Source organism: Sphingobacterium sp. UBA5670, from assembly GCF_002420705.1.
In the GTDB taxonomy this organism is placed as follows: Bacteria; Bacteroidota; Bacteroidia; order Sphingobacteriales; family Sphingobacteriaceae; genus Sphingobacterium.
In genome coordinates, this window is sequence record NZ_DIIM01000002.1 from 1 (window position 1) to 14245 (window position 14245).

General features: G+C 40.5%; 11 protein-coding genes. 5 read left to right on the top strand and 6 right to left on the bottom strand.

What is annotated here, in order from left to right:
- Nucleotides 1–47: 47 nt before the first annotated feature.
- From B3C94_RS01080 to B3C94_RS01090, 3 genes are all read right to left on the bottom strand, one after another.
- The gene (locus B3C94_RS01080) at nt 48–1721 is read right to left on the bottom strand and encodes a M1 family metallopeptidase (protein WP_293897634.1); all 1674 of its coding nucleotides are present in this window, start codon (nt 1719–1721) and stop codon (nt 48–50) included.
- A gap of 22 nt (nt 1722–1743) precedes the next feature.
- Nucleotides 1744–3918 (bottom strand): S9 family peptidase, encoded by a 2175-nt coding sequence (locus B3C94_RS01085; RefSeq protein ID WP_293897637.1) that lies wholly within the window; start codon nt 3916–3918, stop codon nt 1744–1746.
- A 71-nt stretch (nt 3919–3989) separates the two neighbouring features.
- The gene (locus tag B3C94_RS01090) at nt 3990–5378 is read right to left on the bottom strand and encodes an aminopeptidase P family protein (protein ID WP_293897640.1); all 1389 of its coding nucleotides are present in this window, start codon (nt 5376–5378) and stop codon (nt 3990–3992) included.
- Between the two features lie 470 nt (nt 5379–5848).
- Between B3C94_RS01090 and B3C94_RS01095 the strand changes: the two genes are divergently transcribed.
- A complete protein-coding gene (locus B3C94_RS01095; protein ID WP_293897643.1) occupies nt 5849–6733 on the top strand; it encodes an AraC family transcriptional regulator in 885 nt (294 codons plus the stop codon).
- A 699-nt stretch (nt 6734–7432) separates the two neighbouring features.
- Here the strand turns inward: B3C94_RS01095 and fabF are convergent.
- The 3 genes from fabF to B3C94_RS01110 all read right to left on the bottom strand — a co-directional run bounded on the left by fabF (nt 7433) and on the right by B3C94_RS01110 (nt 9999).
- A complete protein-coding gene (gene fabF / locus B3C94_RS01100; RefSeq protein ID WP_293897646.1) occupies nt 7433–8671 on the bottom strand; it encodes a beta-ketoacyl-ACP synthase II in 1239 nt (412 codons plus the stop codon).
- A 63-nt stretch (nt 8672–8734) separates the two neighbouring features.
- Entirely contained in the window at nt 8735–9328 is a 594-nt protein-coding gene (locus tag B3C94_RS01105) for a TetR/AcrR family transcriptional regulator (RefSeq protein WP_293897649.1), read from the bottom strand.
- A gap of 86 nt (nt 9329–9414) precedes the next feature.
- A complete protein-coding gene (locus B3C94_RS01110) occupies nt 9415–9999 on the bottom strand; it encodes a helix-turn-helix transcriptional regulator (RefSeq protein ID WP_293897652.1) in 585 nt (194 codons plus the stop codon).
- A 229-nt stretch (nt 10000–10228) separates the two neighbouring features.
- Between B3C94_RS01110 and B3C94_RS01115 the strand changes: the two genes are divergently transcribed.
- The 4 genes from B3C94_RS01115 to B3C94_RS01130 all read left to right on the top strand — a co-directional run bounded on the left by B3C94_RS01115 (nt 10229) and on the right by B3C94_RS01130 (nt 14235).
- Nucleotides 10229–10855: a superoxide dismutase gene (locus B3C94_RS01115; RefSeq protein ID WP_293897655.1), complete on the top strand. Its 627-nt coding sequence runs from the start codon at nt 10229–10231 to the stop codon at nt 10853–10855.
- Between the two features lie 7 nt (nt 10856–10862).
- On the top strand, nt 10863–11354 hold the full coding sequence (locus tag B3C94_RS01120) for a DUF2480 family protein (protein WP_293897658.1): 492 nt from the start codon (nt 10863–10865) through the stop codon (nt 11352–11354).
- A 6-nt stretch (nt 11355–11360) separates the two neighbouring features.
- Nucleotides 11361–11915 (top strand): NADPH-dependent FMN reductase, encoded by a 555-nt coding sequence (locus B3C94_RS01125; RefSeq protein WP_293897661.1) that lies wholly within the window; start codon nt 11361–11363, stop codon nt 11913–11915.
- A gap of 352 nt (nt 11916–12267) precedes the next feature.
- Nucleotides 12268–14235 (top strand): sensor histidine kinase, encoded by a 1968-nt coding sequence (locus B3C94_RS01130; protein WP_293897664.1) that lies wholly within the window; start codon nt 12268–12270, stop codon nt 14233–14235.
- Nucleotides 14236–14245 lie beyond the last annotated feature (10 nt).

Below are 14245 nucleotides of genomic sequence, written 5' to 3' on the forward strand. Positions count from 1 at the left end.
TTCCGGGGCGCTGTATGTATTTTATGTCTGTAACCCTGAAGCCGTTTTTATTCGACTAATACGCCGACATAGTAGTTAAACGTATCGATATCAATATTATCTTTCGTTAATCCGGCGATTTTAATAGGTCTGAAACGTTGATCCAATTGGATAAGTTCTCTTTTCTGACCCTTTAGCCCAATATGTATAGGCATATGGAAGCCCTTGACTTCGCTGATCCAGCGGCCCAAGACTCTCCCTGAAGGATCTTGTTTGATTTCCAGTGTAGGAATGGCGGTATGCTGAACATACTGCTCAAATACTTTTAACAAGTCTAAACCAGACTGTTGGCTTACATAGTTGACAATATCATTATAATCGACTTGTTGATGATAAAACTTGCTGTTTAATCCCCGAAGAATATTCCGCCACTTTTCATCGTTGTCAATCATCGTACGGATCATGTTGAGCATAACACCACCTTTGGGATACATATCCCCAGATCCTTCTTTATTGACGTGGTAGGGACCCTGAATCGGGCTGTCATTTTGAATCCCGCTTCGGATACCATGGGCATAAGCCTGACTGGCTTCTTTACCATAGAAATAGTCGATAAATAAGCCTTCGGAATAATTCGTGAAGCTTTCGTGAATCCACATATCGGCCAGATCAGCGGAAGTAATATTGTTCCCAAACCATTCGTGACCAGATTCGTGGACTACAATAAAATCCCATTTATGTCCCCAGCCGGTTCCCGACGCATCCCCGCCACGATAGCCATTTTGGTAATGGTTTCCGTAGGCGATCGCACTCTGGTGTTCCATGCCTGTATGGTAGGTTTCAACAAGTTTATAGCCATCTTCATAGAATGGATATGGACCAAACCAATGTTCAAAAGCCTCCAGGGTTTGGTTGGCATTTTTTTGAAGATGGGCTTTCTTTTCTGCCGTATTGTTTTCGCGCAAAATATAGTAGTCTACATCCAATGGTCCTTTTTCACCTTTGTATTTTTCCTTAAAATGAACGTAGTCGCCGATATTGATAGCGACATTGTAGTTGTTGATCGGATTGGCGACTTTCCAGTGATATTTGGTGTAGCCATCCTTCATCTTTTCTACCTTGACCAAACGACCGTTGGATACATTCATCACCTCTTTGGGAACGGCGATGGAAATCAGCATACTATCCACTTCATCGGATTGATGGTCCTTGTTTGGCCACCAGACACTAGCGCCCATACCCTGGCAGGCCGTGGCTACCCAAGGCTTTCCATTGCTGTCTTTTTTCCAGTCAAAGCCGCCGTCCCAGGGAGCTTTGACCGCTTCTGTAGGATGACCTTCGTAATATACCGTAAATTCTTCCTGTGTCCCTTTCTTTATAGTCTCCGTAAATTCGACAAAGACAGCATTGTGTTCTCTGGTAAAAGAAAGCTCTTTCCCTTTATAAACGACTTTGTCTACTTTAAGATTTGCAAAAAGATCAAATTGCAGGCGATTAAAATCAGTAGTCGCCTTAAAACGGAAAAGGTTTGAACCCGAAATAAACTTGTTGTCTATATCCACCTTAACATCCAGATGATAGTATTGGATGTCGTAGCAGGTTCGCAGCGGTGACAGGTATCCACGCAGTGAATCCGCTCTGGTGAATTCATTTTTTTCTTTCATCAGCTGGGCCGCTGATTGCTGTATGCCTGCGGTCAGTAGACCGCAGGTTCCCAATGCATATAATAGTATTCTTTTCATCTGTAAATAATAGCTATTCAGTCTATCTTCCCCCCGGAGGGCAATGCAATTTTAGATAGTTTGTAAATAATGTTTTTAAATGCTCATGTGTACCTTGTCCCTCGCTTATTGAATGGCTTCGGTTCGGGTAAGACATCAACTGGAACTGCACGTTATTTTTGACAAGTTCATTGATCAGGACCTCCGCATTTTGATAATGCACATTGTCGTCTCCGGTTCCATGAATATAGAGTAAATTACCTTTGATGTTTTTTGCATATTTCAGTGGCGAGCCGTTTTCAAAGTCTGCCAGATTTTCTTGCGGAAGGCCCATGTAGCGTTCTTGGTATACATTGTCGTACAGTAACTGATTCGCTACAGCTGCAATGGCGATACCCGTTTTATAGATTTGCGGGTATTGTCCCAGTAGGTTGAGCGTGCTTGATCCACCACCGCTCCAGCCCCAAACGGCCACACGTGAATTGTCGACAAAGGGCCATTTCAGTATTTCTTGCGTTGCTAAAGCCTGATCGCGAATATTGAGCTGCCCGATATTGCGGTAGATGCTTTTTCGCCACAAGCTCCCTTTAGGCGCAGGCGTTCCGCGATTATCCAAAGAAATGTAAATGTAGCCGTCCCGCGCCATACTTCCTTTATATAGGCTGTTATAACCTGCACCAAAATTATCTATGACAGTTTGTGATGCCGGTTCGCCATATACCATAAAGACGACAGGATATTTTTTGGCCGGATCAAAATCCAGGGGTTTCACCATCCAGCCGTCCAATTCGACACCTTCGGTTGTTTTAACTTTAAAAAACTCAGCAATGCCATCGCTGACTTTCTTTTCACGTTTCAAGTCAAAGTCTACGAGTATTTTGTGAGTCGGTAATTCAATGACGGCGTTGTGTTTTAATGTCGCCCGGTTGCTAAAGCTGAAGATGGCAATTTTACCGTCCTTTGAAATATCATAATCGCAGGTGCCTTCGTATGAGGCCGGAGTCAGTCTTTTTGGAACCCCACCTTTCGTTGATACACTGTATAGGTACTTTTGCGTGGCATTGTTTGGCGAGGCGGTAAAATAAATAGTTTCATTTTTCGGATCGAAAAAGTCAAGATTGATCATATCATAGTCCGCTTTCATAACCAGCTTCTCGTTGCCCGATAAATCAATCTGATAGATTTTGCGCCAGCCGTCCTTTTCCGAAACCCAGATGAAGGCCTTTCCTCCTTGAACCCAGTCCCATCCGGACGGATCGTTGTTGTTCCAGCGTGCTTTGATATCAATCCACGAGTCGCTTTGCTCCTGATGTATATTTTGCGCTTTATTATCGGAGAGAGCGACGGTATAGATTTTACTCTCATTTTGTTTTCTGTTGAGCTGCTCTAGGATAACCTGCTTGCTATCAAGACACCATTCCATGCGGGGAATATAGTGCTGGTTGGGATCTCCCGGGATATTCAGCATCGTACTTTTTCCAGTGGCGATTTCATAGGTCCATATCGAACAGGCACTCGGTGACTGTCCGACTTTAGGATATTCCACGGGAATGGTGTAAGAGTAGAGGCTATCCGTATTATTGATCATCAGAAAATTACGGATGTTGCGAGCATCAAGCTTCCAATAAGCAATGGATGTACCGTCCGGCGACCAGCGGAAACCATCTTTACAGCCAAATTCTTCCTCGTATACCCAGTCGAACGTACCATTGATTAGACGGTCCGTGCCGTCTTTGGTAACGGCAACAATGCTGCCATTGGCGAGATCTTCCACGTAAACGTTGTGATCAGCTTTATTGACGTAGGCTACTTTATCTGCTTGCGGATTAAACTTCGCAAACATCAGTTGTGAAGCCGGAAATTTTTTGCCCAGCTGCTGTAATTGATTGGACTTCTTATTATAGACCCAATAATCACCTCTAGTATTCTCGCGCCAAACTCTTTTGCTATTGGTATAGAGTAAAATCAGTTCCCTGTTTTGGGAAATGGAAAAATTTTCCACCTTTAGCGCTTTCGTTGTACCTGTTGGAATAAGCGATTGTTGTGAAAGGAAGATGGAGCGCATCCCATTTTTGGGGTTGACCATTTCTATCCCCTTGTCAGAAAATTCATAATATTGATCACCATGGTCTGTCCAAAGTCGCTGCGCAAAAATGGAAGCTGGAACCTGAAAAATCAGTATTAGAATAATAAAGATCGACTGTTTAATGCTGTTCATTTGTTTATCTATTAGAGTTGACCCCAAAAGGTTCACTTTTCGGGATTATCACGATGTTGGTTCTTCGTTATTTAATCAATTGGATTGTCTTTGAGCTGATAGATTTCCTGGATTTCACGTTCAAGATATTTTCCTAAACGACGGTATCCACCTGTTTCAATCACATAATTATCTTCAATACGAACGCCACCGAAATCAAGATGTTTTTTTAAGAAATCATAATTAATAAAGTCCTTGTGTAAATTCTGTTGCTCCCAAAGCTGCGTTAATTCAGGAATGATATAGATTCCGGGTTCAACGGTGAGCACATTGCCAGCTTCCAGTTTCTTGCCTAGTCGCAGCGATTTGATCCCAAAAGTCTTGGTATCTTTTGGCTCAGCTTCGGTATATCCAACATATTGTTCACCAAGATCCTCCATATCATGTACATCAAGACCGAGCATATGGCCTAGTCCGCATTGAAAGAAAAGCGCATGCGCGTGATTCATGACCGCATCTTGCGCGTTGCCTTTCATAAATCCTGTTTGTATAAGTCCGTCTACAAGCGCTTCACAGGCTTTTAAATGGATCTCCTTAAAACGTATTCCGGATGTCAGCAGCTGCTCAGCTGATTTAAACGCATGTAAGACAATCTGGTAAATTTCCTCTTGTAAAGCCGTAAAACGTTTTCCTACGGGAAAGGTTCTGGTTAGGTCCGAAGCATAGCCCATGGCCGTTTCTACGCCTGAATCATTGAGCAGGAGATCACCTTCATCAAGTTGGTGAAATTGCATATGATTGTGCAGAATTTCACCCCGTTTTGTGACTATCGGCGGATAGGAGAAGGATGTTCCCTGATCTTGTGCAAAATGTTGCATAGCATTGCTGATCTGATATTCATAACGATCAGGTTTTGTCATTCGCATAGCAAGGCGGTGCATATCCACGGCAATATCTACGGCTTTTTCTAGTTCGATAATTTCTTCGGCCGATTTGATGCTCCGTTGTGCCACGACAGCTTCAATTAATGCGACGGAAGGCTGTAGCTGATTCGCAGAACGGCCAGTTAGCTGCTCCAGTAATAATTTATTATGCGATTGATAAGGAGGGAGGTAGTGAATCGCTTCCTGCGTTTCCTTCTGGAGGTAGTCAAAGAGTTGGTTGAAAGGAAGTACCTTGCTGATACCCGAAAGATCGGCCTTTTCAGCTAAAGTCTGCTGCTGTCCCATCCAGACAATATCGTCGATTGTCATTTCGTCGCCAAACAGTATGGTTTCGTTTTTTTCAGTATCCAATACCGCCGCCAAACGTGGACTTTTGATACCTATATAATATAAAAAACAGCTGTCTTGGCGGAATGGATAGGTATTGTGCTCAAAATTGATCGGATTTTCAATGCTACCTAGCAAAAGAATTTTGCCAGTTGTGATCTTTGATAATAGATGATTTCGGCGATTAAGATATATTTCTTTTTTAAACATAAGTTTTGAGAATTATTTGAAGTTGGATTGTCTACTTAGGTGCCTATTGTCTAATACGAATATCGTAAAATTTATGGGCTTCAAAATGATTTATTTAAGCTTCAAAATGATTTAATTAAAAGGTCTCTCTTTAATGTGTAGTGTTTGTTTTTGTTACAAATGATATGCTCTCCGTTTTCATACTAAAAATAGCTAATAACGAAATTTAATAAAGTTCAATCTTTCTATTGAATAATAATTAGCACAATTTATCAAAGTCTAATTGTATTTTAACCCATTTTTTTACTATTAACCCATTTTTATTGTGAATTCTCTGTTTCGTTGGTGCTATTATTAAAGGATTATTAAATATTGTCGAATTCTAAACATATTTTAGTATAGTTTTTTTATGTTTTATTTCTAAGTCGTGTTGTTGCTTTGGAGTTGTTATATTTATGTTAACTAAGCAGTAACATAAACTAAACAAACCTATGAAAACGCTCCAATTTAATGTGCCGACCATGCGAGGACAAAGTTTGACAATACAAGAAGATGTTTTGGAAACTTTTTATCCTCATTTTCATCGACATCAAGAAGCTCAATTAATGTGGATAAAAAAAGGTAAGGGAGTTTTGATTGTGGAAGACACGCTACATCCATTTAAGGAAAATGATATTTTCTTTTTGGGAGCGAATCAACCGCATGTATTTAAGTCGGCATCTCAGGACGGGTTCTCCAATGAATCTCGCTCTGTTTCCATTTTCTTCGATCCGAATGGCAAGTTGAAATCGTTGTTTTCTCTGGAAGAATTTGAATCGCTGAATCAGTTTATATATAATAACTCCAGAGGATTTAAGGTTCCAGAGAGATACTTTGAGCAGATATCAGAACGAGTTTGTCAATTGAAATCTGCGGACCAGATGGATAAATTGATGCATTTTTTCTATTTATTGCGATCTTTGGCCAATATTTCCCGTGAGGCGGAAGCGCTTTGTAACGAAAGGGTAGAAGTGGTTTTTGATAATATACAGGGACCGAATCGCATTAATTTCATCTGCAATTATATTAAAGAACACTATAGGGACGAAATTACCTTAGAGGATGTTGCGGATCACGCTAATCTTACGCCACAGGCGTTCTGCCGGTATTTTAAAAAGCATTGCGGAGTTACTTTTGTGACTTACCTCAATAGAATAAGAGTTAAGGAAGTTTGTAACCAGTTAAATGAGGACCATTTGGATAGTGTTTCTTTTATCGCCTATAACTGCGGGTTCAATAGCATTACTAATTTTAATCGGGTGTTTAAACAAATCGTGGGCTGCAATCCAAAGGAATATGTGCAGCAGTACAAACAAACACTCTATTCTATTATCTAGCACAGGATTTCCGTTGGGAACTGCGGAATTCCTTTCTGGACCCTATTCCAAACTCCGTGAATATGACTTCAGGGTGGTCGGTAAATTTACGGATTTATATTAACTAGATGTTAATTATGGTTTTCTCACTGAGCCTTCTTAAAGCTGTTCTTTTGAGCTGCTTTACAGTTCCAGTATGGATAAAGCACAGATAAAGCACAGATATAGCACGGATATAGCACTAAAGTCATACTAGGAGTTAGTGCTATAACAGTGCTTTAAACAAGCTTTATGTGTCTCTGAAATGGGTATAAAATGGTCAATTTTAGCTGAAATAAATGACTTGTTTTATTTAACTTTTAAGAAATTATTGGTTTAACTCGCGCTGCCTAAACATAAGATCAAATGCAACTTTTTCCCGACGTATGCTATACCTAAAAATAACGAATTGAAAAATATCTCGTTGGAACGTTTAATTGGCCATAGGATAGGAATGCATTAATGGAAACTATATTTAGTCGGTGTTGGAACTACTTTGGATCCTGATAAATTGACAACTGATTTGCGAAGGCGGTTTCTATCAATTGGAATAAGGAAGTAAAAAAAAAGGTTTTCAAACGGGGAGAATGAAAACCTTAAATAACCAATTATAAACCTAAATTATGATAGTACAAAGATAGTGTGTTTATTACACTCTGTCAAGTATTATTTCAAAAAAAATTAAATTTTTTTGAAAACGATACTCGAATTGTGCCCACCGAAGCCAAAAGCATTGCTCATTGCTGTATTTACGCTTTTTTCCAGTGGCTGATTGACCACAATGTTAACTCCTTCGGGAATCTCTGGATCTATATTTTCGATGTTGATCGTTGCGGGGATGACATTATTATTAATAGATTTTATGGCAATGATTGCTTCGATAGCTCCAGCTGCACCAAGTAGGTGTCCTGTCATTGACTTGGTAGAACTGACCCAAAGATTGTTGGACTTGCCAAAAGCACGTTGCATGGCTTTTAGTTCAGCGATATCTCCAACCGGAGTTGAAGTGGCGTGAAGATTTAAATAGTCGAGCTCGCTGGTATTAATTTGGGCCTCCTCCAAAGCCAGCGACATCGCCTTTGCTGCGGCCACTCCTTCGGGATGGGGGGAAGTCATATGGTAGGCATCTGCGGTCATTGAAGCTCCTACAAGTTCTGCGTAAATTTTTGCGCCTCTGTTCTTTGCATGTTCGTACTCTTCCAGGATGAGCGCACCTGCACCTTCTCCCATGACAAAACCGTCACGATCGCGGTCAAATGGTCTGCTCGCAGTCTGCGGACTATCATGCCGGCTCGACATCGCTTTCATGGCAGAAAAGCCACCGACAGAAGCGGGCGTAATGGGAGCCTCTGAGCCGCCGCTGATAAAGACTTTCGCTTTTCCTAATCGGATGTAATTGAAAGCGTCCATAAACGCAGTATTGGATGTCGCACAGGCCGATACTGTGGTGTAATTGATTCCTTTTAAACCATATTTCATCGATATCATTCCTGAAGCCATATTGACGATAAGTCGGGGAACGAAAAATGGGCTGAATCGTGGTTTGTAATCTCCCGTAACGTAGCCTTCTACCTCTTTTTCGAAAGTTTCCATTCCGCCCTGACCAACACCCCAAATGACACCGATGTCAAAAGGATCCATGTTTTCAGGTACGAGTCCCGAATCTTCCAGCGCCTGGGCCGCACTGTATAAAGCATATTGTGTGAAAAGATCGCTCCTTTTGATTTCATTTCTATCTAAATATTTTTCGGGTTGAAAGTGCTTAATTTCACTTGCAATCTGTGTTCGAAATAAGGAAGCATCAAAACGGCTGATCATTGCTGTGCGGTTTTCCCCGCGTAAAATATTGTTCCAGAATGTATCAATGTTTTCTCCCAGTGGGTTTATGGTTCCCATACCGGTAACTACAACTCTTTTCATCTCTTTTTCTTTTAATATTAATCCAATAACATACCGATTGGTATTTGCTTTTTGTAAAAAAAACTAGCTTTTGATCTCCCGATCAATCATTTCGCGCATTTTATCGATGACAATTGCTAAATCTTTTCCTCTTCCGGTAATTTTTGAAAGCAAAATTCCGCCCTCGATCATCGCTATAAATGTAATGGCGTAATTTTCAGCAGAAACATTTTGCTTAAATTCTCCATTTGATATTCCTTCCTCCAGAATCAGGATTAAACGCTGACGCCAGAGGTCAAATGAACGTCTGACTTTTGGCGTTAGGAAAGATAAAGAATCATCTGCTTCAACCGCAGCATTCATCATTGGACATCCACCAGAAGCCGCAATGGATTTAAAGTTATCTTTATAAAAATCCAGGAAAGACAATAGTTTTTTTAGTGCTGTTTTTTGCTGTGTAATCTGCTCATTAACGGCCTCTGCTATTTTTTTGCTCTGATAACTATAGACATGAATGGCCAGGTCGTCCTTATCTTTAAAATTACCATAGATACTTCCCTTGGTTAAACCGGTAGCTGTGGTGATATCTGACAGGGAAGTAGCAAAGTAACCTTTTTTATTAAAGATTGGGGCCGTTTTTTCAATAATGAACTGTCGGGTCTGCTCTGCTTTTGACATAATTATTCCACGTATTTTGATGCAAATATAAAAAATACTTTTTGGTATATTATTAATTTATTTGCTGTGTTTTTAGCAGGGCTGCTTTATTTCTTTTTCATGATGCGATATGTACAACGCGGAGCGCTGTCTATCATGTATTCCGTTCTGCTGATCACATAGGCCGGACCGATCAATTGTTGGAAATTATTTAGTTCTGAACGGCAAAATCCCTGACACTCAGTTGCCGCTGCACATATTGGACAATGATTTTCAATGAGAAGATAATGGTCACTTTCTTTTCTCCATTCCGCCATATAGCCTTCCTCAGTTCGTTTTGCGGCGATAACCTCAAGTTTTTTTTCAATAGATTCTATATTCAATAATGCCTCGGTGTACTTGTGATATACCTTCGACTCCCGGTCACTGATAAGTAAATCTAAAGCATTCTCGCCAAGCACTTGTTTAATCGATTGTAACAACTGTACCGTAATGTCAGCGTGACTATCCGGAAATCTTGCCATGCCCTGTGCAGACAGACTGTAGTAAGTCGAAGGACGGCCTATACCTTCGCTTCGGCTGTTGGAGACGATCAGGTTCTGATTTGCAAGGTTCAATAAGTGTTTACGGGCACCTTCTTTTGTTATCGCCAATTCTGTTGCGATCAAAGCTGCTGTGGCTTCTCGGCGCATTTTTAAGAACATTAATATTCGATCAGCTGGACTTTTCTGCATTTGACAATAAAAAAGTTGTTTTATAGACTATCAGCAAAGGTAGTGTTTTTATTTTTTGTATTAAAATAGGCGACAAGCAATGGTTTTGTGTTTTTAATTTATTTTTATGACTTTAATAAAACAACTTAATGGTTGTTTTATTAAAGCGAATTCTCTAGTTTTGACTTATCATAAAAACAATAAAACTATGTACAAATTTCAATTACCTCAGTTACCATATGCCTATGCGGCGCTTGAGCCTTATTTTGATCGTGAGACCATGACGATTCATCATCAAAAGCATCATCAAGCCTATGTCGACAATCTCAATAAGGCATTAGAAGGAAAGGAAAGCGAAGCCGGCGAATTATCGGATATTTTGGGAAAGGTCAGCGAATACGGTCCAGCGGTCCGCAATAATGCCGGCGGTCACTTTAACCACACGTTATTTTGGGAAATTTTATCGCCCAATCCAAAAACGGCACCCACAGGAAAATTAGCGGACGAAATAAACGCAGCCTTCGGTTCTTTGGATCAGCTCAAAGCCCAGATAAAAAATGCAGGACTTGGGCAATTTGGTTCGGGCTGGTCATGGCTTTATGTGAAGTACTCCGGTGCTTTGGATGTAGCAGCCACTCCAAATCAGGATAATCCGTTGATGGATACTCAATTGACCAGCAGAGGTTTCCCTATTTTAGGGGTCGATGTCTGGGAGCATGCTTACTATTTGAAATATCAGAATAAAAGGGCTGACTATTTGGATGCATTTTGGTCACTTTTGGATTGGTCTGTTGTGGAACAAAAATATGAGGCGGTAATCGCTAGTTTGGTGTAAAGACGACATGTTTGTAAACAAAGTTGAAAACACGGGCATATTGGCCTTAGATCTGATTGATTTTAAGACCAATCTGACGATCGAAAGCTTTGATATCAAAGCATTGCTTTATCAAGAGGCTATCGTCAGAGAAAAGGAATTTAGAGAAGCTTTGGCCGCAGTGGATTGGTCCGTTTTTGCGAATAAAGCCGTTGCCATCAGCTGTTCTGTCGATGCAATTATCCCGCCTTGGGTCTACATGACCCTAGCGGAGAAACTTCATCCTATTGCAGGTTATTACGATTTTAAGGATGTGGAGGCGCTGGCTATAGATCTATGGAGGCAGACTTTGCAATCGATGGATTTATCGCATTTTCAGAACCAAAAAGTTGTTGTACGGGCCCGTCCGGATATCCCGCCATCACTTTATATGTTAGCAACAGAACGTTTGGTTCCGATTGTACAAACGTTGATGTATGGTGAGGTGGGCATGCCTAAAGTTATTTTTAAAAAAAAGTAAAATATAATGAAAGCATTGATATTTAATGGTGCCTTGGAAAGAAGGCAAGAATCTACATCAGGAAAACTTTCGAATTATTTTTCCGAAAAATTGAACCAGATAGGCATCGATAACACGATTTTTAATCTAGCTGACAGCGGGATACCTTTATTTGATCTGAGTCTCAACCGCGTGCCTAATGCAGTAAAGATTATGAATAACTTATTTCTTGAAGCAGATGTACATTTTTGGCTGTCTCCTTTATATCACGGAAGTATTCCCGGCGTCATGAAAAACTGTCTGGACTGGCTAGAAGTGAGTGCCCAGAACAAACCTGCTTATCTAACGGACAAACATATTGGACTGGTTTGCTGGGCCGATGGTGTACATGCACTGCAAGGGATCAATGCTATGGATGCGATCGCAAAATCACTTCGCGCCTGGACATTGCCCTTTAGTGTCCCTATGATGAAATCGGCGCTTTTTGAGTCCGATAATCCAAATATGCTTTCTTCGGCCTATCAGTGTAAGCTGGATTTGCTGATCGATATTGCAACGAAAAAGAGCAGTGCATATCGTTGAAAAACGCCTCCCAAGCTATCGGGAGGCGTTTTTTTTTAAGGTGAAATGTGTTAGCTGGATATAAATACATTAGCCTATCCGTATGTTGGCAATTAATTTCAAAAAAGTAGAAGAATGTCTTTAGCAATTCATCGCGGAGATATATCTTTGTTTTTTGGACCCGCCGTTTGATTATGCGTTTTCCGGCCTATATTTTCTACTGTCGGCTTTGATGAAGTCTGATTGGCGGCGAATTTAGACGTAGATAGAAGTCTTGAACCAACATAAGACTTTCCGTATACATATTATGAAACCATAGGCTGAAAAGGCCCCATTTAGTTTAATTGTTTAAATGATATAAGATATTGGATTAATGATGTTTCAGTTGAAAGAGTTAATGAGGATAATTGCATTTTTTATAGTATACTTTATTATACATGCTGCAGCTGCCCAGAGTTTCCTGCCATTGGATGAGAACAAATATCGAACTGATGCAGAAAAACTATTGATGACAAGTTCGGATGACAGTGTAAAAGCCATGCAATGTTTTTATTTGGCAGATTACTATAGATTTAGAGATACAGCTAAATTTTGGGATCATATGCGAAAGGGGGAGCGTTTGGCCGCACCATTCCGGAGCTTACAGGCAATGGGAACGCTTTATAAAAGCTATTATTATGGTCAATTTCTGGATAGTAAAAACGCTGGAATTGAAGCCCAAAGATGTGTAGACCTGCTTGGAAATACGCAAAAGCCCTTTCAGCAGGGACTTTTGGCCAAAGCATGGTATAATCTGGGCCTGATTCGATTTCCTAAAAAAGGATTTGCTGATTTTCTGGATATCCTCAATGGGAAGTGCCTGCCATACGCCAAAGCACATGATCCCATCATGGAAGGTAGTATAAATACGATGATCGGCATGACATTTATGTCATCCAACCAGCTTGCAAAAGCTGATGAATACCATCAATTGGCGATCAAACAGCTCGAACAGCAACCACCGAGTGCTGCACTGGTTGTGGCTTATCTCAACGCCGTCAGCAATTATTGCTATCAAGTCAAATCCAAAGAAGCAAGAGCATTGTTGGACAAGGTCAAACTGCTGTTGAAAGATTATCCAAGTTCTTCCCAATTGCCCAATTACTATTACAACGAGGCCCTTTACTTTACGACAAAACAGAACACCGATGAAGCACTTCGCTTATTGGATATCGGGTTGGATTGGTCGGTGAAAATGAACAATTGGAAATTATTCCAGATGATGCGGTTCAGAAAGTTTAATGTGTATCTCCTGCAGAAAAAGTATGCCGATGCTAAACTGCAGTTGGAAGAAATCGTAAAAAATGGCTTATTGACCCGAGATCTTTATAATAGTAAAATTGTGTATAGTCAACTCGCGAGTGTAAATGAGCTAATGGGTAATTATCAGGATGCACTGAAGATGTCAACTATGGCAAATAAACTATCCGATAGCATTCAGAAGGTGCAATTGCTGGAAAAAATGAATGAGATGGAGACGAAGTATAAGACTGTTGAAAAAGAAAAAGAGATTCTGAATCTGCGCGCAGAAAAGGACCGGAACCAATTTCGGATTTTTCTAGTTTTGGGTATTGCCATTTTGCTTTTCTTTATTGTGTTATTTGTTGCTTTTTTCTATAGAAAACAGCGGAAGCTCAATACACAGATACAGCTCAACCACGAAATTGTATTGGAGAAACTGGAAAAGGAAAAGCAACTGCAAATTTCGGAATCTATGCTCAAGGGGGAGGAGCAGGAGAGGCAACGCATTGCTCAGGATCTGCACGATAGCATAGGTGGCATGTTGACAGGGTTAAAATTCAAGATTGCCGGCGACGTAGCAAAGAGTACACTCTTGGCGGATGAGGTACCTCAAAAGCTGAATGACATTTTAGGAGAAGTAAGGCGGATATCACATAATCTGATGCCCGAATCGTTGCGTCAGTTTGGATTGATAGCAGCCTTGGAGCAGTTGTGCGTGGCGATGAAAAATAGTCAAGTTTCGATCCAGTTTGAGAATTATGAACCTGAATTGAATGTGGATTTTCAAAAAGGATTGGCCATATACCGAATTGTTCAGGAAGCCATTTCAAACGCACTAAAGTATGCAAATGCAGATGCGATTATTGTTCAGGTAAGTAAATCGGAAGAAATATTGCATATACTCGTGGAGGATAATGGCAAAGGCTTCGATTCCTCTGTATTAAATTATGGATTGGGGTTAAATAATATGGTAAATAGGGTTAAATGGATCAATGGATCAATTGACATTCAGAGCAAGCTCGGATCCGGAACCCAAATCGAGATTGGTGTAACTGTGTAAATAGGCGGAG

Bases quoted from the DNA above. Each gene is read 5' to 3' on its own strand.
- B3C94_RS01120 (WP_293897658.1), top strand. From the start codon at position 10,863: ATGTTTGTAAACAAAGTTGAAAACACGGGCATATTGGCCTTAGATCTG.
- B3C94_RS01130 (WP_293897664.1), top strand. From the start codon at position 12,268: ATGATGTTTCAGTTGAAAGAGTTAATGAGGATAATTGCATTTTTTATA.
- B3C94_RS01095 (WP_293897643.1), top strand. From the start codon at position 5,849: ATGAAAACGCTCCAATTTAATGTGCCGACCATGCGAGGACAAAGTTTG.
- fabF (WP_293897646.1), bottom strand. From the start codon at position 8,671: ATGAAAAGAGTTGTAGTTACCGGTATGGGAACCATAAACCCACTGGGA.
- B3C94_RS01105 (WP_293897649.1), bottom strand. From the start codon at position 9,328: ATGTCAAAAGCAGAGCAGACCCGACAGTTCATTATTGAAAAAACGGCC.
- B3C94_RS01110 (WP_293897652.1), bottom strand. From the start codon at position 9,999: ATGCGCCGAGAAGCCACAGCAGCTTTGATCGCAACAGAATTGGCGATA.
- B3C94_RS01115 (WP_293897655.1), top strand. From the start codon at position 10,229: ATGTACAAATTTCAATTACCTCAGTTACCATATGCCTATGCGGCGCTT.
- B3C94_RS01090 (WP_293897640.1), bottom strand. From the start codon at position 5,378: ATGTTTAAAAAAGAAATATATCTTAATCGCCGAAATCATCTATTATCA.
- B3C94_RS01080 (WP_293897634.1), bottom strand. From the start codon at position 1,721: ATGAAAAGAATACTATTATATGCATTGGGAACCTGCGGTCTACTGACC.
- B3C94_RS01085 (WP_293897637.1), bottom strand. From the start codon at position 3,918: ATGAACAGCATTAAACAGTCGATCTTTATTATTCTAATACTGATTTTT.
- B3C94_RS01125 (WP_293897661.1), top strand. From the start codon at position 11,361: ATGAAAGCATTGATATTTAATGGTGCCTTGGAAAGAAGGCAAGAATCT.